Origin of the sequence: Clostridium ljungdahlii DSM 13528 (assembly GCF_000143685.1) — a bacterium.
Lineage (GTDB): Bacteria > Bacillota > Clostridia > Clostridiales > Clostridiaceae > Clostridium_B > Clostridium_B ljungdahlii.
Genome location: NC_014328.1, coordinates 1,046,393 through 1,064,232, shown reverse-complemented (window position 1 = coordinate 1,064,232; position 17,840 = coordinate 1,046,393). Strand labels below are relative to the sequence as shown.

18 protein-coding genes are annotated in these 17,840 nt (G+C 32.1%); 1 reads left to right on the top strand and 17 read right to left on the bottom strand.

What is annotated here, in order from left to right; translation table 11 throughout:
• Positions 1-25: 25 nt before the first annotated feature.
• The 16 genes from flgL to CLJU_RS04620 all read right to left on the bottom strand — a co-directional run bounded on the left by flgL (position 26) and on the right by CLJU_RS04620 (position 16,381).
• Complete coding sequence (gene flgL, locus CLJU_RS04695) at positions 26-1,432, bottom strand: flagellar hook-associated protein FlgL (protein ID WP_013237617.1); 1,407 nt, start codon at positions 1,430-1,432, stop codon at positions 26-28.
• Positions 1,433-1,512: 80 nt separating this feature from the next.
• Complete coding sequence (gene flgK, locus CLJU_RS04690) at positions 1,513-3,429, bottom strand: flagellar hook-associated protein FlgK (protein WP_013237616.1); 1,917 nt, start codon at positions 3,427-3,429, stop codon at positions 1,513-1,515.
• 24 nt (positions 3,430-3,453) lie between these two features.
• On the bottom strand, positions 3,454-3,861 hold the full coding sequence (gene flgN, locus CLJU_RS04685; RefSeq protein ID WP_013237615.1) for a flagellar export chaperone FlgN: 408 nt from the start codon (positions 3,859-3,861) through the stop codon (positions 3,454-3,456).
• Between the two features lie 27 nt (positions 3,862-3,888).
• Positions 3,889-4,161: a flagellar biosynthesis anti-sigma factor FlgM gene (flgM, locus tag CLJU_RS04680; protein WP_013237614.1), complete on the bottom strand. Its 273-nt coding sequence runs from the start codon at positions 4,159-4,161 to the stop codon at positions 3,889-3,891.
• A 245-nt stretch (positions 4,162-4,406) separates the two neighbouring features.
• Positions 4,407-5,612 (bottom strand): flagellar motor switch phosphatase FliY, encoded by a 1,206-nt coding sequence (fliY, locus tag CLJU_RS04675; protein WP_013237613.1) that lies wholly within the window; start codon positions 5,610-5,612, stop codon positions 4,407-4,409.
• On the bottom strand, positions 5,605-6,600 hold the full coding sequence (gene fliM, locus CLJU_RS04670; RefSeq protein ID WP_013237612.1) for a flagellar motor switch protein FliM: 996 nt from the start codon (positions 6,598-6,600) through the stop codon (positions 5,605-5,607). The genes fliY and fliM overlap by 8 nt, the downstream gene beginning before the upstream one ends.
• A gap of 27 nt (positions 6,601-6,627) precedes the next feature.
• Complete coding sequence (locus CLJU_RS04665) at positions 6,628-7,029, bottom strand: chemotaxis protein CheW (RefSeq protein WP_013237611.1); 402 nt, start codon at positions 7,027-7,029, stop codon at positions 6,628-6,630.
• Positions 7,030-7,288: 259 nt separating this feature from the next.
• Complete coding sequence (locus CLJU_RS04660) at positions 7,289-7,651, bottom strand: response regulator (protein ID WP_013237610.1); 363 nt, start codon at positions 7,649-7,651, stop codon at positions 7,289-7,291.
• A 33-nt stretch (positions 7,652-7,684) separates the two neighbouring features.
• Entirely contained in the window at positions 7,685-8,284 is a 600-nt protein-coding gene (locus CLJU_RS04655) for a chemotaxis protein CheC (RefSeq protein WP_013237609.1), read from the bottom strand.
• Positions 8,285-8,295: 11 nt separating this feature from the next.
• Positions 8,296-10,368, bottom strand: coding sequence for a chemotaxis protein CheA (locus CLJU_RS04650; protein WP_013237608.1), 2,073 nt, complete (start codon positions 10,366-10,368; stop codon positions 8,296-8,298).
• Between the two features lie 12 nt (positions 10,369-10,380).
• Complete coding sequence (locus tag CLJU_RS04645) at positions 10,381-11,148, bottom strand: CheR family methyltransferase (RefSeq protein ID WP_013237607.1); 768 nt, start codon at positions 11,146-11,148, stop codon at positions 10,381-10,383.
• 4 nt (positions 11,149-11,152) lie between these two features.
• On the bottom strand, positions 11,153-12,256 hold the full coding sequence (locus CLJU_RS04640) for a protein-glutamate methylesterase/protein-glutamine glutaminase (RefSeq protein WP_013237606.1): 1,104 nt from the start codon (positions 12,254-12,256) through the stop codon (positions 11,153-11,155).
• 22 nt (positions 12,257-12,278) lie between these two features.
• Positions 12,279-12,767 (bottom strand): chemotaxis protein CheD, encoded by a 489-nt coding sequence (locus CLJU_RS04635; RefSeq protein ID WP_013237605.1) that lies wholly within the window; start codon positions 12,765-12,767, stop codon positions 12,279-12,281.
• A 24-nt stretch (positions 12,768-12,791) separates the two neighbouring features.
• Positions 12,792-13,238 (bottom strand): chemotaxis protein CheW, encoded by a 447-nt coding sequence (locus CLJU_RS04630; protein ID WP_013237604.1) that lies wholly within the window; start codon positions 13,236-13,238, stop codon positions 12,792-12,794.
• 124 nt (positions 13,239-13,362) lie between these two features.
• Positions 13,363-15,315, bottom strand: a complete 1,953-nt coding sequence (locus CLJU_RS04625; RefSeq protein WP_013237603.1) for a DUF342 domain-containing protein — start codon at positions 15,313-15,315, stop codon at positions 13,363-13,365.
• Between the two features lie 238 nt (positions 15,316-15,553).
• Positions 15,554-16,381: an aminotransferase class IV gene (locus tag CLJU_RS04620; RefSeq protein ID WP_013237602.1), complete on the bottom strand. Its 828-nt coding sequence runs from the start codon at positions 16,379-16,381 to the stop codon at positions 15,554-15,556.
• A gap of 249 nt (positions 16,382-16,630) precedes the next feature.
• Between CLJU_RS04620 and CLJU_RS04615 the strand changes: the two genes are divergently transcribed.
• Complete coding sequence (locus CLJU_RS04615; protein ID WP_013237601.1) at positions 16,631-17,275, top strand: HAD-IB family hydrolase; 645 nt, start codon at positions 16,631-16,633, stop codon at positions 17,273-17,275.
• A gap of 57 nt (positions 17,276-17,332) precedes the next feature.
• Here the strand turns inward: CLJU_RS04615 and CLJU_RS04610 are convergent, their stop codons facing one another.
• Positions 17,333-17,680, bottom strand: coding sequence for a DUF1292 domain-containing protein (locus CLJU_RS04610; RefSeq protein ID WP_013237600.1), 348 nt, complete (start codon positions 17,678-17,680; stop codon positions 17,333-17,335).
• Positions 17,681-17,840: the final 160 nt, after the last annotated feature.

Here is a 17,840-nt window from a genome sequence, read left to right as displayed (position 1 = left end):
GTAGTGTATAGTTAATAATTAACTCTTACTTAATATAATCCAAAAGCGTAGGTTGTATTACTTTACCACCAGTTTGTAAACACGCCTGATAAACTGTAATAGATGTATAATATTCTATGGTCTTCTGGGTAATATCTATATCTTCTGTTTTTGAAAGTACCTCTTTTAAGTCTGTTATTGAAGATCCATTTTGAGTACTTAAGTCACTCATTCTCTGTTCTTTTGCACCAATCTTTGAGCGAATCGCAAGTACATTCTTTGAGGCTGCATCTATATCTGTAAGATCCTGCCCTATTAGCTCCTTTTTTGCTGCATCTTCATCAGTTTTCCATACATAATAATGGGGTGTTCCATCTGAATTTGGTATATTTATTGCACCTGGATCACCGGCTGCTGCATCATTTAAAACTTGCCCTGCTAAATGATGTTGTATCCTATTTACAAGTGCATTTATGCTATCCCCTGAAGTTGTATTATAATTGTTTCCATACTGCATCATATCTGATGCTGTTGCATTATAGGATAGTACTACTCCCTGAGAAATTTCTATGTTTTTATCTGCTCCTATGTTTTCCATAGTCATGTTAGAAAGTTGTTTTCCCTTTGCAGACGATAAGTCAGATACATCTGAATCTTTCAATGTTATAGTATCACTGCTATTTATAGCCACAATTTTTATATTGCCATCATCTGTCTTTACTACGTTAATTTTATCCCTAACTCCAGGGTCAGCTGCAGTAGGTGGATTAGCTGGAGTTGGCGTAACATTATTACCTTGTATTTTGTTATTTAAATCTTTAACCACATCATCTATTCCTGAATAGGAAGAGTTTAAGTTTACTTTATAATCCTTTCCATCAACAGTAAAAGTTATACTTTTGCCCTCCCAATTACCTTTATCAAATCCACTAGACTCTACACTTGGAAGAAACTGTACAGCATTTCCATCCTTATCAGCATACTGTAATGAAACAATTCCATTAGCATCAGTAGTTGTAGTTATTGGTTTTGAAAGTCCTGCAGTTCCCCCAAATATATATTCTCCTTGAAAGTTTGTGTTTAATAATGTGGCAACCTGCTGTACTTCCTGACTTACTGCGTCATTAATTTTATCTTTTTCATCTTGTGTATAAACTCCACCTGCTTGCTCTAAATTGTTTCTTATATTACTAAGTACAGTTCCTATTTGCCCTAAAGTGGTATCTGTTGTTTCCATCCATGTATTTGCAGTTTTTATATTTGAACCATACTGAGTGGTATAATTAACAGAACTTTGAAGCTGCATAGCTCTTTCAACATTTATTGGATCATCAGAAGGCTTCGAAAAATTCTTCGTAGAAGATACCTGCTGCTGAACTTTACTTAAATTTTCAAGATTTCTCTGCATATCTGCTAAAAAATTGTCCGATAATGTTTTATTTGTTATTCTCAAAACTCAATCACATCCTTTATTTCAAAGTTCAAATATCAAAGAAAAAATATAATTATTATTTGATATTTGCTCTTTTTTATCTATTTTTTAAGTTGATTTATAACTACGTCCAAAAGTTCATCTACTGTAGATATCATCTTTGCATTTGCCTGATAACAGTGCTGAAATTGAATGAGATTTGTCATTTCTTCATCAATCGATACTCCAGAATTCGCCTCTCTAGATTGAGTATAGCTTTGAAGCTGAACAGATTGAGTGTCCAGCGTTTGTTTAGCTTCCTGTTCATGATTACCTACTTTATTTACCAGGTCATTAAAATAATTATCTAAAGTAGACCCTCCATCCACTTTTCCTACAGAATATACATTGTTTATTGTGCTATCTGACTTAAATATATTCTTTAATAAATCACTTCTACTACTATCACTTGTTATTCCTCCAATATTCATAAGACTATTGGCAAGCTGTGCTACAGCTACTGCTCTATTGCCATCAGTGCTAGTGCTCAATGAATTTCCTTTTGAATCATATTTGGTATCTACTTTTATTTTAGATGGATCATTCATTATTGCCACATTCACTGTTATATTGGCTGCTGTTATATTATTTTCATCTACTGCTGAATATTTAGATGAATCTTTTTGATCTGCATTTACAAAGAAATTATTTATCCCACCTTCTGCAGAACCATCCGTAACATTATCTGCTACCCAAGTACTACTCTGGCTTATTATTGCATTTACAGAAAGTGCCAATCCTTTTGCAAAATTATTGAGTTCATCTTGATAATCATCTATATTCTTTTGTACTGATGTATAACCTTTGAGTTCACCTGTTGGAGGCCTAAAAATAGCAAGTTCACTAAAGCTTATGGGATCTACAGAAGTGCCATCTAATTTTTCTCCATCAACAACTGTTGCTGCTTTACCTGATGGATCCTGTCCTCCTGTAACCTTATAGGCAACCCCATCTGCATCTGCCCAAAGTACTCTGTTTTCATCCAACTCTTTTTCCTGATCTGATGTCATACCTACATATATGCTTACTTTATTGGCATCCGTGAGGGTATCTCCTTTTTTATAATAATCTACTTTATATACAGTATTTCCATTACTATCTTTTGTAACATTACCATTAGAATCAGCTACAGCTGTTATATTGGTTATATAGGAAAATGACGCTACATTTGTATCATCTGGATTATCAGATTGAACTATATTAAGTGGTTTCCCATCTAGTAATGGTGCAGATCCATTATCCCCTTCGACGGAAGCACTATTTGAGGTAGTTACATCAATTCCATCACTGTCTTTATCAGTAATATTTATTCCAAATTCGCTGCTTAACTGATCCAAAAGTAAATCTCTGCTATCTAAAAGATCATTTGGATTTTGCCCTGTCGCTTTTGTATCCTTTATCTGTTGGTTCAAATTAGATATCTTGCCTAATATATTGTTTACATTTACTACCACATTTTTTATTTCTGTATTAGTATTAGTTTTAATATTTGAAACTTGTGAATAAGTATGGTTTAATTCATTAGTAAGTTGATAGGCCTGCTCTTTTACCGTACTTACATTTTGAGAAGATGTAGACAGTGACTGCCAGGAACTAAAAAATTTCTGTATAAGTGAAGATATTCCTGTACCTGATGACTCAACATCTGTTCCCAGTACTTTTTCTACCTGACTTAAGTATTTATCACGGGCTTTATATTGTCCATTAGCTCCTTTTTCTACTCTTATTTGATAGTCCAAAAAACTGTCTCTTATTCTCTCAATAGAGTCTACAGTTACTCCCGTACCAAGCTGTCCTGCACCAGCTGCACCATCCACACTTGGCAAAGTATAGGGTGTTGTGGTTTCCATATCTGCCCTCTGCCTTGAATATCCATCTGTATTAGCATTTGCTATATTGTGAGATGTTACATTTATAGCGGTTTGTTGTGCAAAAAGCCCACTTTTTGCCGTATTAAATATTGAAAATAACCCAGGCATTTAATTCAACTCCTTACTTTCTATTTACCTGCTTCTTCCAAAAGCATTATAGGTTTTTGATTGCTTATTTGGGTTCAACGCCCTCAGCATTTGATTTGCAAAGCCAAGCCATTGTTTTACAAGGGCTTCATTTGTATCTTTCTGAAATTTCATCTTTCCAAGCAAGTTAACTATATCTAAATATACTTTTTCTAATTTTTTATCTTCTGATTCTTTTATAATCTCTCTCATAGGTCTGTCACCAGTTATTTTTCTTCTTTCAACTTCGAGCCTTGCTACGTTTCTACTTCTTTCTTCTATGACCTTAACTATTTTATCTAGTAAAAACACCTGTCTTTCCACAAGATATTTATTTTGTTCAATTAAAGCTTCATAAAGTGATTTAAGCATTTCATATTCTTCTAACATAATCTCAGACAGCTGCAGTTCCAATTACATCACCTCCCGGGTATATGCAAATTATACCTTACCCTTTATATTATCTATAATTTTTTGCGCCACGAGCTTAGAATCTACTTTATAAGTTCCATTTGCTACAGCCTTTTTTATGCTTTCTACTCTCTCTTTAGAATTTACAAATTTATCATCTAAGGAATAAGGGCTGAGACTTTTTCCTATAGATGATATGTGAATGGAATCCTTGCTGTTTGATTCACTCTTTAAACTTTTCTCTACTTTGCTCCTATTATAAAAGCTCACCAGCTTACTGGAATTGATCCCATTTATTTTCATAAAAATACACCCCTAACCATAACTACTTCAAATATCATTTTTCTTTACTAGTAACATTATCGAGTACATATATTTAATATTTATACTTTGAATTGAATATAAATTGCTTATTTTAAATAAAAAGTCCCTATATGTTTCCACTTTAATACACAAATAAATTTCATTATATTATAAATTAAAATAAGATGTGTATAGCTTTCACCATACACATCTTATTTCTAAATTTATTTATACTTATAGTAATATTATCTTCCTAAAGATCTAATTTTTTCCTCATTGCTCACAATTCCCGTTATTCTAACTCCAAAGTTTTCATCTATTACTACCACTTCTCCATAAGCTACTTTCTTACCATTTACCAGTATCTCCACAGGTTCCTCTGCCAATTTATCTAATTCTATAAGAGAACCCGTCCCTAAATTCAATATATCTTTAATGTTCTTTTTTGTTCTTCCAAGTACCACTGATATTTCAAGAGGTACATCCAATATAAGATCTATATTTTTAGGGACAACTTCTGTATCCTGCGATCCACTAAGTGGCTGAAAAGATGCCCGGCTGACTTCTACAGGTTGCTTGTTTACATTTGTTTCTATAGGTTTCTCGTACACCGGTGTCCTTTGCTCCATTTGAGACTGTGCTGGTGCTGGCTGAGACTGCTGTATAGGTGGTTGAGACTCAGGTTGAGGCTCAAGTTCAGGTTCAGTACTAGTACTATCATTTTCAGGTGCACTAGGAGCTGACTCCGCTGGTGCAGTTTCTTCCTGACCCATCATTATAGAAACTACTTTTTTAGCTGTAGCTATAGGTAATACCTGCATTATACTACTATCTACTAGTTCCCCTATTTTAAGGGAAAATGATACTTTTACAACCGCCTCATCTTCACTTATTCCTTCAGTAAGAGGTTTTGTAATATCATTCCATACTTTAGACACAGGAGGGGATATATTTACCTCCCTCATTAGCATAGTAGCCATAGATGTAGCAGCCGACCCTATCATCTGGTTCATAGCCTCAGATACTGCACTTATTTCTATCTCGCCTAATTCTTTAATATCTGGATCTATTTTACCGTCTCCGCCCATCATAAGACTTGCAATTACAGCCGCATCTGTAATCTTCATTACCAGTAAGTTTTCTCCTATTATACCTTCTGTATATTTAACTTCCAAAGCAACATTTGGAACTTCAAATTCATTTTTCAACTCTTTAAGAGTAGTTACAACTACCACTGGTGTAGTTATATTTACCTGCTGGTTTATTATTGTAGAAAGTGCTGTAGAGGCAGATCCCATAGATATATTTCCTATTTCTCCAAGTAAATCTTTCTCTATATCTGGCAACTGTGGGTCATCTTGAGAATTTGTTTCTGATGGTGGATCCGGCGTACTTTCTCCTCCATTTAAAAGTGCATCTATCTCTTCCTGTGAAAGAAATCCATTACTCATAATTTTCCACATCCTTATCTAAAATATCTAATATCTCAACGCCCATGTTCTTATCTATTACACCAGGCTTTCCATAATAATACACCTTATCTTCCACCATTAGTTTCACAGGGCTTGTAGTTTTTTCCTTTAGGGTCAATACGTCTCCCACATTAAGGTTCAAAAATTCTTGTACCGTAACATCTACAGTTCCAAGTATGGCAGTGAGTTCTACATCAACTATATCTAACCTATTTCTAAGCTTCTCTCTGGACTCATTCAATATATCTTCATCACTGTCCTGAAACCAGTATTGAACTACTAATTTATCAAGTACCTTTTCTATACTCAAATAAGGAATGCATATGTTTATAAAAGTACTGCTGTTTCCCATCTCCACTGAAAAAGTTATAAGTGCAACAGGATCATTAGGTGCAAGTGTCTGGTTTAGTGCAGGATTTGTCTCAAGCCCCTCCACTTCTGTTTCTATAGGCATTACATCTTCCCAGGCCAATTTCAAATTTGATATAAGCCCTGCATTTACAACCTTTATAATATTTTTATCTATATCAGTAAATTCCTTAACTTTGTATTTTCCTTTACCATTTCCCCCCAAGAGCAAATCTATAATTTGAAATACAAATTGAGGATTTACTTCAAACAAAACAGATCCGCTTAACGGCGGCATTTTAAATATAGTTAAAACAGTAGGATTAGGTACAGAATGAATAAACTCCTCATAAGTTATTTGCTGAACAGATTCCACTTTTACTTTTACATTAGTTCTAACCTGCGCAGTTAAATAATTTGAAATTATTCTAGCATAATTGTCATGAATAAGTTCAAGAGTCCTTATATGATCTTTAGAAAACTTCTGGGGACTTCTAAAATCGTAAGGCTTTACTTTCTGCTTTTCCTCTTCTTTGGGTACTTCATCTGGAGTAAGTTCTCCAGCAGATAAGGCAGCTAAAAGGTCATCTATTTCATTCTGTGATAATACATCTGCCATTCTCTTCCCTCATTTCTTAAGAAAATTCTAATTTGAAAGAAGTTTGTCTATATCAATTAAAGTAACTATACTATCTTTAAAATTTATTATTCCCTCTATATAGACTTTTTTTCCTTCATCATTTATCTTTTCAATAGCATTTTCTTCTACATCTAAAACTTCATCTACTTGATCTACTGTTATTCCCACTAATTCGTCTTCCATTTCCAGTATAAGTATACTGTTTTCACTTATCTCAGCTTTTGGAATATCCATCAAGAGATTTATATCTAGGAGAGATATTACATTTCCCCTTAAATTTATAAGTCCCTTTATGTAAGCTGGCGCCTGTGGGACTTTTGTTATTTCCATAGAATTATTTATACTTTGAACTTTAGCTGTTTCTACAGCAAATTGTTCGTTATTTAATCTAAATATAACAACTTGCATATTTACACCTCCATATACATAGGTACACAAACTATGTAACAAGTATCCTTGTATAAAATTTCAAATCTTAATTTTCTGCTTACCAGATTAAATCAGAAATTAAATATATGGAGTATACTATCCTAGCTATTTAAAGTTTGCAATAAATTTAACTCTACTTGATAGTTTTCGTAATAAACCTTGTTACCTTTATACCAGCCATAAAATTTTAATTTCTGATTATCTGTTTAACAATTTACAAATAATTATATTCTTATTATTAAGAAGCTACTACTTTATTTATTGCTTCTAAAACTCTATCCGGTTGAAAAGGCTTTACTATAAAATCTCTAGCTCCAGCTTTTATAGCATCCATAACCATAGTCTGCTGACCCATTGCAGAGCACATTATAATTTTTGCACCTGCATCAAATCCTTTTATTGCCTTAACAGCCTCAATACCATCCATATCCGGCATCGTTATATCCATTGTAACTACATCTGGTTTTTCCTTTTTATATAACTCCACAGCTTTTAATCCGTTGTTTGCTTCCCCCACTACCTCAAATCCGTTCTTTTCTAATATATCCTTTATCATCATTCTCATAAAAGCAGCGTCATCTACAATTAATATTTTAGCCATTTTCTTCCCTCCAAATTATTTACTACTAAATATTTATCCTATTCCTAAAGCACTTAAAATTTTTTCCATTGAACCAGGCACCGGAATATAGTAAAAGTGCCCACTTAACTCTGAATTATTTTGCATAAAAAGTGTTTCTATGTCAAGAACATACTCATCATATTGTCCTGATTCTATAAATGTAGTTGAAAGTATTGCCCCAAGCATATCGCAAGTAGCTGCTGGAACTGATGGTATTACATGCAGTCCAGTAAATTTTGCTATAGAATTCATATAGGAACTAGATATTATATTGCCTATTTCGCATATAACAGAGTTTCCCATATCACTTAATTCCTCTTCCCTCTGACCGGTTAACATAGAAATTAGATCCATAGCAGTATTCTTTTCAAATATAAACAGTATATTTCCAGGTATATCGCCTAAGATTCTAACTATTACGCCTATAACTACCTCACCTTCACCAATGTTCGTAAAGATGTCGTCAAAAGGCACTATATTTATAGCAGGTACTGTCATATCAACTTTTCTATTTATAAGCTGAGATAATGCTGTGGCTGCATTCCCTGTACCTATATTCCCAACTTCTCTTAATGCGTCAAGTTGAATAGGAGTAAGGTTTTTATAGTCCATTATTTTCCTCCTTATACCAGGGCAGCAACATCCAATATCAAAGTTACAAGTCCATTTCCCAATATGGTTGCTCCCATATATTCTTTCAAATTTTTCAGTGTCTTTCCAAGAGGTTTTATAACAATTTCCCTCTGTCCAAGTAAGGAATCTACCATAAGTCCTACAGTTTTTTCTCCTACCTTAACTATTACTATATAATTTTTGTTGCTAGCTGATTTTTCAACACCAAGTTTTTCATAAAGTCTTATAAGAGGTATTACATTTCCATTATATATTATAACTTCTTTATTATTAGTCATCTTCACTAAATCATCTTTATAATCTATAACTCTGTCTACATAGCTTAAAGATATAGCCATGGTTTCATCCCCTACACCTACAAGAAGTACTTGAATTATCTGAAGTGTAAGTGGAAGCCTTATTATAAAAGATGATCCTTTGTCTTTTTCACTTACAAGTTCTACTGTTCCACCAAGAGAGGATATTTTGGTCTTTACTACATCCATTCCAACTCCTCTTCCTGATATATCTGTTACCTCGGTATTACTGCTTATTCCCTGCATAAATATGAGATTCTTTATGTCAGCTTCTGTCATTCCTTCAGTATTTATACCTGCATTTTCTGCTTTTTCTCTTATCTTCTCTACAGGTATTCCACTTCCATCATCTTCAACTTTAATTACAGCTTTAGTTCCTTCCTGATAAGCAATAAGTTTTATTTTTCCTACAGGATCTTTTCCCTTTGCAATTCTTTCTTCTTTAGATTCTACACCATGATCTGCTGCATTTCTAAGCAAGTGAATTAGAGGCTCTCCAATTTCATCTATTACTGTTCTGTCAAGTTCTGTATCTGCTCCTTCAATTATAAGCTCCATCTCTTTATCCAGTTCTACGGATAAATCCCTTATCATCCTAGGAAATCTGTTAAATACAGTATCAAGAGGCAGCATTCTTATCTTCATTACTAAATCTTGTAAATCTGAAGTTGTCCTTGCCACCTGTTCTAAAACTTCATTTAATTCATTTAACTTATAACTGCTGCTAATTTGCTCCATTCTTGTCCTATTTATAACCAATTCAGACACCATATTCATAAATTTATCTAATCTTTCCAGATCAACTCTTACAGACTGGTGCATTTTTTTATGAGGTTCCTTTTTAGGAGGATTTTTACTTTTCTTTTGAGCTACTGCTGCTGGCTTTGGCTTTACTACTTCCTGGGCAGCTTTCTTTTCAGCTTTAACTTTTATCTCTTCTTCTTTTTTAGCTGAATCTGATTCCATTTTCTTTGCTTTTTCTGCCTGGATGTCCACGTCTTCCACAGTAACTTCTTCCACCTCAGATATGTTCATCAAAAGTTTATGGACATCTTCTGAAGTACTTTTAGTTAATAAAACAAGGCATATTTCAAATTCAAAATTTTCATTTTCTATATCCTCTGTACCAGGAATAGACTTTATTATTTCTCCTACTGCTTCCAAATCCTTAAATATTAAAAATGCCCTTGCAGATTTCAAAAGAGTATTTTCGCTAAGTTTAATTTTTATTTCATAAGCGTTAAATTCCTTGTCCTCAGCTTGTTTAACTACATTTATATCATATTCATTCAATTCTACCATAGAATCTTTGCCTTTAGATTCCACTGCAGCATTTTGTTCCTGGACATTATCTTCTTTTTCAGGTTTATTAGCTTCACTTTCATCTTTTTGACCAGATATCTTTTCCAATTCTTCAATGATATCCTGAATAGGAGTTTCTTCATCTACTCCATCCTCTATATTTTTTATCATCTGCTCAAGAGTATCCAGGCATTTAAATAAGACTGTAACTACATCTTGGTTTACTTTTAATTGTCCATCCCTAAATTCAGATAGTACATCTTCCATTTTGTGAGTAAGTTCAGCCACTTCATTAAATCCCATAGTAGCTGCCATTCCTTTTATTGTATGTGCTACTCTAAAAATTTCATTTACCTTATCTATGTTGTCTGGTTCTTGCTCAAGCTGAAGTAATGATTCATTAAGTGTTTGCAAGTTGTCCATTGATTCCTCTAGAAACATAGACATATACTGCGACGTATCCATTTTATTCCCTCCTTATAGCTTTCTATATATAAAGGTAGAAGCCTTCTCAAAGCCATAATCTCTATAATTGTATATGCTTTCAGTGGCCCCGACAAATAGTAGTCCTCCTTTTTTAAGTGACTTGCTAAACTTTTCATATATTTTATCTTTTACATCTTGATTAAAATATATTACCACATTTCTGCATATTATTAAATCAAAGTTACTTTCATAATTTTGAAGTATTAAATCATGCTTTTTAAATGTGATTAAATTTTTTATTATAGGACTTATAATATATTTATCGTCCTTTATAGTAAAATACTTATCTAAATATTCTTTTTTTACATTTTTTACTTCTGATAAAACATATTCTCCCCTTTTAGCCCTTTCAATTATAGTGTTATCTATATCTGTTGCAATTATGGTGTGTCTAACTCCATGAGACAATTCATCCAAATACATAGCTACTGAATAAGGTTCAGCCCCAATTGAACAAGCTGCACTCCATATTTTCAAAGGACTATTTCTAGGAAGTAGTTCTTCCTTTAATCTAACTTTTAACTCTTCAAATATCTCCGGATTTCTAAAAAATTCAGATACATTTATAGTTATAAAGTCTAAAAACTTCTGTCTTTGCTCTCCGTCCCTTTTTAAGAGTTCTATGTATTCATCTATACTTTTAACTCCTACTCTGGACATCAAGCTATTTATTCTCCTATGTAATTGGTTTGGTTTATATGCAGCTAAATTTATATTGAATTCTCTTAAAACCCACTGCTTAAAATAAGCCATATCCATAAGTCTACCTCCCACCAAACTTTATTATTTTTACTATTTCATTTGCTATTTTGTCTATTGGTAAAACTAAGTCCACTTTTCCTGTGGCATAAGCTGCTTTAGGCATACCATAAATAGTACAAGTTGATTCATCTTCAGAAAGTGTAATTCCTCCATTTTCCTTTATCTCTACAGTTCCTTGTGCTCCATCTCTTCCCATACCCGTCAAAACTACACTTATAATATTTTCTCCATATACTTTTGATGCAGATATAAATAGCTTATCCACTGCAGGCCTTACTCCCCAAATGGCAGGTTCTTTGTTCAAATGTATTCTCTTATCTCTCCATACTTCCATATGAAATCCACCAGGTGCTACATAAACAGTATTCTTTTCAACATTCATACCATCCTCTGCTTCTAATACTTTTATTTTTGAATTAGAATCCAATCTGTCTGCAAAAGCCTTAGTAAATCCTGCAGGCATATGCTGTACTACAAATACCGGCACTCCCATGTTCTGGGGAAATTGTGTTATAACTGAATAAAGTGCTTTAGGTCCGCCCGTAGATGCTCCTATCACCACTGCATTTATATCTTTTTTCATTTTTCTATCTACATTTGAACTTGTGACATTTAATGTGGAAGCTTTTTCATTTTTTGATATAGACAGTTGTATATTTTCTTGTGCTTTATTTGGTTTAACTGTATTTGCCAGGTAGGCTCCTTTTATCTTCTCTACAAGCTCAGTTTTAACTTTATTTATATCCAAAGATATTGTACCTGAAGGCTTAGGTAAAAAATCAAAAGCACCCATATCAAGACATTCCATTGTACGCTGTTTTCCTTCCTTGGAGACACTGCTTAAAACTATTACAGGTATATTAATATTCCTTTTTTTCAATTCGCCTAGTGCTGTTATTCCATCCATCTTTGGCATTTCTACATCTAAAGTTATTACATCAGGCATACTATTTTCAGTAAAATTTAACGATAGTTTCTCTAAAAGATCTTCCCCATTTCTAGCAGTTCCTACAACCCTTATAGATTCATCTTCACCTATCATGTCCGAAATAATTTTTCTCATTAATGCAGAATCATCTACTACTAAAACCTTAATTTTTTCCAAGCATTATCACTCCATTAAATTTTTAAATTTCCCTTATCCCAATTCCTACTGTCTTTATCTTGACACCTCCATCATTGGTATCAAATATCATAGTTCTACCTTTGTTGCCTCCTAGATCTTCTGCTAATATTGAAATAGAATTTTCTTTTAATATATTCTTTACAGCTTCTCCATTCCTACTTCCTATATTCATAACTACACTTTTATCTGAGAAGTTAAACATAGAAGCCCCACCTGCTATTTTAGCCTTTAAATTTCTTCTATTTACACCTAAGGCTTCTAACTTTTCTATCAAAATAGGAATAGCTAAATCTGCAAATTTCATTGGATTTTTTGTATTTGTAAATTGAGTGCTGTCCGGCAGCATTATATGTGCCAACCCACCTATACACTTTTCCTTATCATATAGAGCTATACCTACACAGGAACCCAAACCAATGGTTATAATTCTATCAGGAGAACTTGCAGTATTCATATCTGCTATTCCCACTCTTATCTCTTTTATATCCATAAATATACACCTTTCAATTTTTAATTATATGAGTTCCTTTTCTTCTTCAGTAAGTATTTTATCAAGATTTAAGAATATTATTATATTATCTTTTATTTTAATGAGGCCTTTTATATATCTTTTTGATATTTGGGACACTATATCAGGTGCAACTTCTATATCTGCAGTATTTACATCAGTAACTTCAGATACAACATCTACTATTATTCCTATTTTATTTCCACTTTGTTTCGTAACTATTATCTTAGCCTCTTTACTTTCTTCCGCTGAAGCAAAACCAAATCTCTTACTCAAGGATATTATAGGAAGTATATTTCCTTCATAATTTATGACTCCCTCTACAAAGTTAGGAGAATCCGGCAGCTTCGTAGTCTCTTCATAACCCAAAATTCTCTCTACTTCCATAATATCTGTAGCATAGTACTCACCATTTATACTAAATATCAATACTTTTATTTCCTTGCCATCCATTTAAAATCCTCCTTAAATAATATTGTTAGCCATCCTTATAAATCCTTATTTAAATCAATTATTACATAATTATAGCATATATCTACTTAAAATAGCATAAATCATGCATTTTGCAACAGGATTTTTATAGAACAAATTTGTCAACTACTATATCCCCTTCCTTCAAATACACATGTACATCTTTACTTGGAGAATCTAGAACAATTTCCTTGTTTTCAACTTTAAATACCGTATTATGATAAGCCACATCTGCCCATATATTTCCACCCTTACTTTCTACTTGAAGCTTTGTAGAAACTCCTGCTACACTCCCTACAATCTTACATTTTATTTCATTTTCAGCTTTTAGTATTCCCCCTCTTGCCACACTCTTTTCTTGCAAAAATTCAATGGAACCATTGGCATCAATTTGTGATATATATTCTCCTCTTCCTTTTATTATTATATCACCAGAACTCTGTATATTGGAGTCCTGACAGTAAGATAAAACCACTTTCACAGGAAGTGCCCTTGTGTCTTTTAGTTCCTCTATTTTATCTTCAATAATTTTCATTAGTTCATTTAACTCGGAATAACTTTTAATACTTATAGGTCCCATTCCTATAAGCTTGGTTTTGATAAATCTTACAATTTTATCCTCTTGATAATCATCACTTTCAACATTCAAGTCCGCAATTACATTTATGCCCAGCTTAATAAGTTTCTTGAATTTACTTTCCAATAATATTTTTATTATTTCTCCATCCTTTTTACTTTTGCCAAGCAGATTATAGTCTTTTATTTCTTTTACGGCCCCCACTAACTGTTCCATATTCTTATTAAATTTGCTCAGGTGTTCCATAGCCTTAATCTTCTTTACACTGTCACCGCCACCACATATTTGAGAGCTAACAACAGTTTGTCCTATACTTATATCACCTTTTGCATTTAAACTAGCCCTTTCTACTTCTTTTTCCACAATAAGGTCGTTGCCACATTCTACTTTCATGCCTTCTTTTACATTTCCATGTATAATTATATCACCTATAAAATTTATATTCCCAGTGCTTATATCCACATCTCCATTAATTTCGTGTACCTGATGAACATAATAAGTGTTGCTTTTTATGGAGGGTTTACCATCTATTGATGCTTCAACGGTGTTTTCATCTTTAAGTACACATCCATCTCCAACCTTTATTTTAATTTGTTTTATTGGTTTACATTTTAAAACCTTTCCAGTAACATCAAATCCATCTTTGCCTAAAGTGCCATTATGTTTTATTGCAATTATATCTCCTTTTTTTACAACATTTATGGTACCTATACTTTTAAAGTCTATATTTCCAATCGTATCTTCTTTTAAAACTACGGAGGTTTCAAACTTATTCTCTAGAAAATCATCCTCACCGTTTACAGCTTCTTTTCCACAAGCTACTACAAGTTTTTTATCACCGTTTACAACTTCTTTCAAATTTTCTTCCATTATACCATAAATCACTTTATTATTAGATAATTCGTTCTTAATTTCATTTACTGTATACATAGGAGGCTTTATTGATTGAATTATTTCTCCTTCAAAATTCACTTTATGACTCTCATCTTTGTCTTTCAGTTTGTAAACGTTTTTAGATATATATTTAACTTCAGCATATGCTTTCATTCTATCATCAGATAGATATATATTCATTTGTCTTTTTGGTTCATCTTCTTCAAAAACTATTTCTATTTTATTTTTACTAAATACTTCACATTTATCCTTAACTTCAGCTCCATCTACAAAAATAGATATATTATGTCCCCTATGTATTACCGCAGGTTTCCCATCTTCAATAGGATCCTTTACAATTATTTTGCCATTTTCTAATTTTATGGTTCCATCTTTTTCATTTGTTTTTACAATTTCCTTCTCTGTAACAGAATTTACATTACTCTGATCTTCTTCCCCAAAAGACACTTCTATTATTACTTTTTTTCTAAAAAGTAATTTGCTTTTCTTAACAATCTTATATTGTAATTTGTCTTTTGGCATATTTAGTTTACAGCTGGCAGATTCTAAGCATTCCTCTAGTGAAGTACCATGAAACAATTCTTTCATAATTATCTCCCCCTAATTAATGAATCTTGCTTAGTGGGAATTTGTTTTTCCCACTAAGTTTAGATGAATTATCCAGAGACGTAGCTACTGTTATCTCCCACCTTGGTAGAAAAGCAGATATCCCAAATCTTTGATTTGGTGATAGTCGCTTTCGCTGTGTGCGTGGGAGTGTTACAGTAGAAAGCCATCGGATAAAAACTTCAATATCATATATAATCTATCTTAAGCCTTCTATGTTCTAATCTGTATCAAAATTTTTTATGTCATCCCTTACTTCTTTATCGTATGCTTTTATAATTTTAAGCAGTACTTTATTGTTTGAAGAATCAAATTTAACGTTTTCCACTTTTTTTATAGGCAGTACTTTTGGTGATGTACCAGATATAAATAGTGCATCAAACTTCTCTACATCCTTATAGCTTACCTCTTTCTCTGACACTTCAAGCCCTATTTTACTGCAGATATCCATTACAACCTTTCTCGTAGTTCCAGGAAGCACATTTTTTAATGGTGCAGTTACAACAGTATTTCCCTTTATCATAAATATATTGGACTTACTCCCCTCTGTAATGTTTCCATTACTATCCACAAGTATAGCTTCAAACACATTCTTTTCTTTTATCGTACTATCTACCTTAGTTCTAAACTCATAATTTATTACTTTTGCATTTGGATTTTCTCTTTCTCCATGATAAAAGATGGTGTCTACTCCCACTTTATACTCTTCTAGAGATGGATAATTATAAGGCAAAAAATAAGACAAAAATGTATTCTTTTCATAGAAATTAAAAATAATCTTTATATTACCTACTGAAATTTCATTTGCCTTTATAAGTTTTAATATACTATTTTTAATATCTTTTTCATTAAGCCATAATCTCAAATTAGTTATTTTTGCTGAGTTTTTCATACGTCTTAAATGTAACTTTAAAAAAAGAGGTTTTCCATCTATAATACGTATTACCTCATATATAGACTTTCCATGTTTAAATTCAGCCTCTTTAAATTGTTCTTTGTTTTTTAATTCATTATTATATAGAAAAAATTTTTCAATACACTCACTCATGTAAATCAAATCTCCCTTTCATATATTTTCTTATTATTTAACTAAATGTTGCCATTTAGTCTCTATTATATTCTACATTATTCATGGAAAGTTTTCCACATTAACTATTAATTCTTCATTCTTAACTATTAATTAAAAATATTGTTTCGCAATTTTTCTATTATAATTCTAAACAAAGTCATTTACATTACATAAAGTTTTTAATAGAAGCAAAGTATGATATTATAATTAAATAAGGAAGTGATTCATTTGGAAAAACTCGCTATATTTGACGTAGATTTTACTTTAACAAATAGTGAAACCTTAATGGAATTTTACATATTCATGGTAAAAAAACGTCCTAGACTCATATTATACGCACCTTTTAGCATTATGTCTGCCCTTTTATTTGTACTGAAGGTTTTTAGTGCTAAAAAGGCTAAAGAAAATTTTATTTCATTTATAAATGGAATACGTGAAAAGGATATGGAACTTCTCACAAAAGAATTTTACGAAAAAAGACTAAGTAAAATATTTTACAAAGATGCTCTATATACCTTAAAAAAATTTAAAAATAGTGGCTATAAAATATATCTGATATCTGCTTCTGCAGAATTTTATTTAAAAGAATTATATAAAATAGAGGAAGTTGATAAAATAATAGGTACACGATTTGAAATTGTAAATGGAAAGCATACTAGAAAAATTCTCGGACAAAACTGCAAAGGAGAAGAAAAGGTAACAAGGCTTATGGAATCTTTAAAAAAAGACAACATAGAAGTTGACTTCAAAAATTCTTATATGTTCTCAGATTCACTATCTGATTTGCCTCTCTTTAAATTGGTAGGCAATCCTTATCTTATAAATTACACAAGAAAAGATAACCAGGGGATTGAAGTTTTAAGGTGGAAGTGAACTTTAAACTTTTTAATTGGCAACGTATAGTTAGAAAGACTATACGTCGCCAATTAATTATTCTTCTTCCATTAATTTTTCATAGTACTTTGAAACTTCATCAAATTCGTTATCCTCTGGAATAACAAGCTCTCCTTCATTTTCCACTTTAAATAAATAAGTAGAGCCATTCTCAGGATTCTCAACTACAGCATATTTTCCTTCTTTATATTCAAAACCATCAACTATTTCACAGGAAACTATCTCTCCATTTTCATCCTCTAAATCTACTATTAAAGGATCTGAATCTTCACAGCCGCATCCACAGCCGCAATCATGTTCATGTTCGTGTGTTTCTGTGCAGCCACAATTTTCTTCTTGGCTAGTACAGCCACAGTTGCATTCATTTAAATTTTCTTTATCCATAAAGTAAACCTGGCATTTATTATTTGGTGATATCTTACAAATATATTTACCAGGAATCTTCACCTCCTTTTAACTGTTATGTTCTAATTTTAACCTTAATTGCTCTATAATAAAAGTATTTTTTTAATATTTTTAAATGGACAAACTAATTTTTTAAATA

What these genes read in the sequence shown, in the direction of transcription:
- flgK (WP_013237616.1), bottom strand. Translation starts at nt 3,429, where the DNA reads ATGCCTGGGTTATTTTCAATATTTAATACGGCAAAAAGTGGGCTTTTT.
- flgM (WP_013237614.1), bottom strand. Translation starts at nt 4,161, where the DNA reads ATGAAAATAAATGGGATCAATTCCAGTAAGCTGGTGAGCTTTTATAAT.
- fliY (WP_013237613.1), bottom strand. Translation starts at nt 5,612, where the DNA reads ATGAGTAATGGATTTCTTTCACAGGAAGAGATAGATGCACTTTTAAAT.
- fliM (WP_013237612.1), bottom strand. Translation starts at nt 6,600, where the DNA reads ATGGCAGATGTATTATCACAGAATGAAATAGATGACCTTTTAGCTGCC.
- CLJU_RS04665 (WP_013237611.1), bottom strand. Translation starts at nt 7,029, where the DNA reads ATGCAAGTTGTTATATTTAGATTAAATAACGAACAATTTGCTGTAGAA.
- CLJU_RS04660 (WP_013237610.1), bottom strand. Translation starts at nt 7,651, where the DNA reads ATGGCTAAAATATTAATTGTAGATGACGCTGCTTTTATGAGAATGATG.
- CLJU_RS04655 (WP_013237609.1), bottom strand. Translation starts at nt 8,284, where the DNA reads ATGGACTATAAAAACCTTACTCCTATTCAACTTGACGCATTAAGAGAA.
- CLJU_RS04650 (WP_013237608.1), bottom strand. Translation starts at nt 10,368, where the DNA reads ATGGATACGTCGCAGTATATGTCTATGTTTCTAGAGGAATCAATGGAC.
- CLJU_RS04645 (WP_013237607.1), bottom strand. Translation starts at nt 11,148, where the DNA reads ATGGATATGGCTTATTTTAAGCAGTGGGTTTTAAGAGAATTCAATATA.
- CLJU_RS04635 (WP_013237605.1), bottom strand. Translation starts at nt 12,767, where the DNA reads ATGGATATAAAAGAGATAAGAGTGGGAATAGCAGATATGAATACTGCA.
- CLJU_RS04630 (WP_013237604.1), bottom strand. Translation starts at nt 13,238, where the DNA reads ATGGATGGCAAGGAAATAAAAGTATTGATATTTAGTATAAATGGTGAG.
- CLJU_RS04625 (WP_013237603.1), bottom strand. Translation starts at nt 15,315, where the DNA reads ATGAAAGAATTGTTTCATGGTACTTCACTAGAGGAATGCTTAGAATCT.
- CLJU_RS04620 (WP_013237602.1), bottom strand. Translation starts at nt 16,381, where the DNA reads ATGAGTGAGTGTATTGAAAAATTTTTTCTATATAATAATGAATTAAAA.
- CLJU_RS04610 (WP_013237600.1), bottom strand. Translation starts at nt 17,680, where the DNA reads ATGGATAAAGAAAATTTAAATGAATGCAACTGTGGCTGTACTAGCCAA.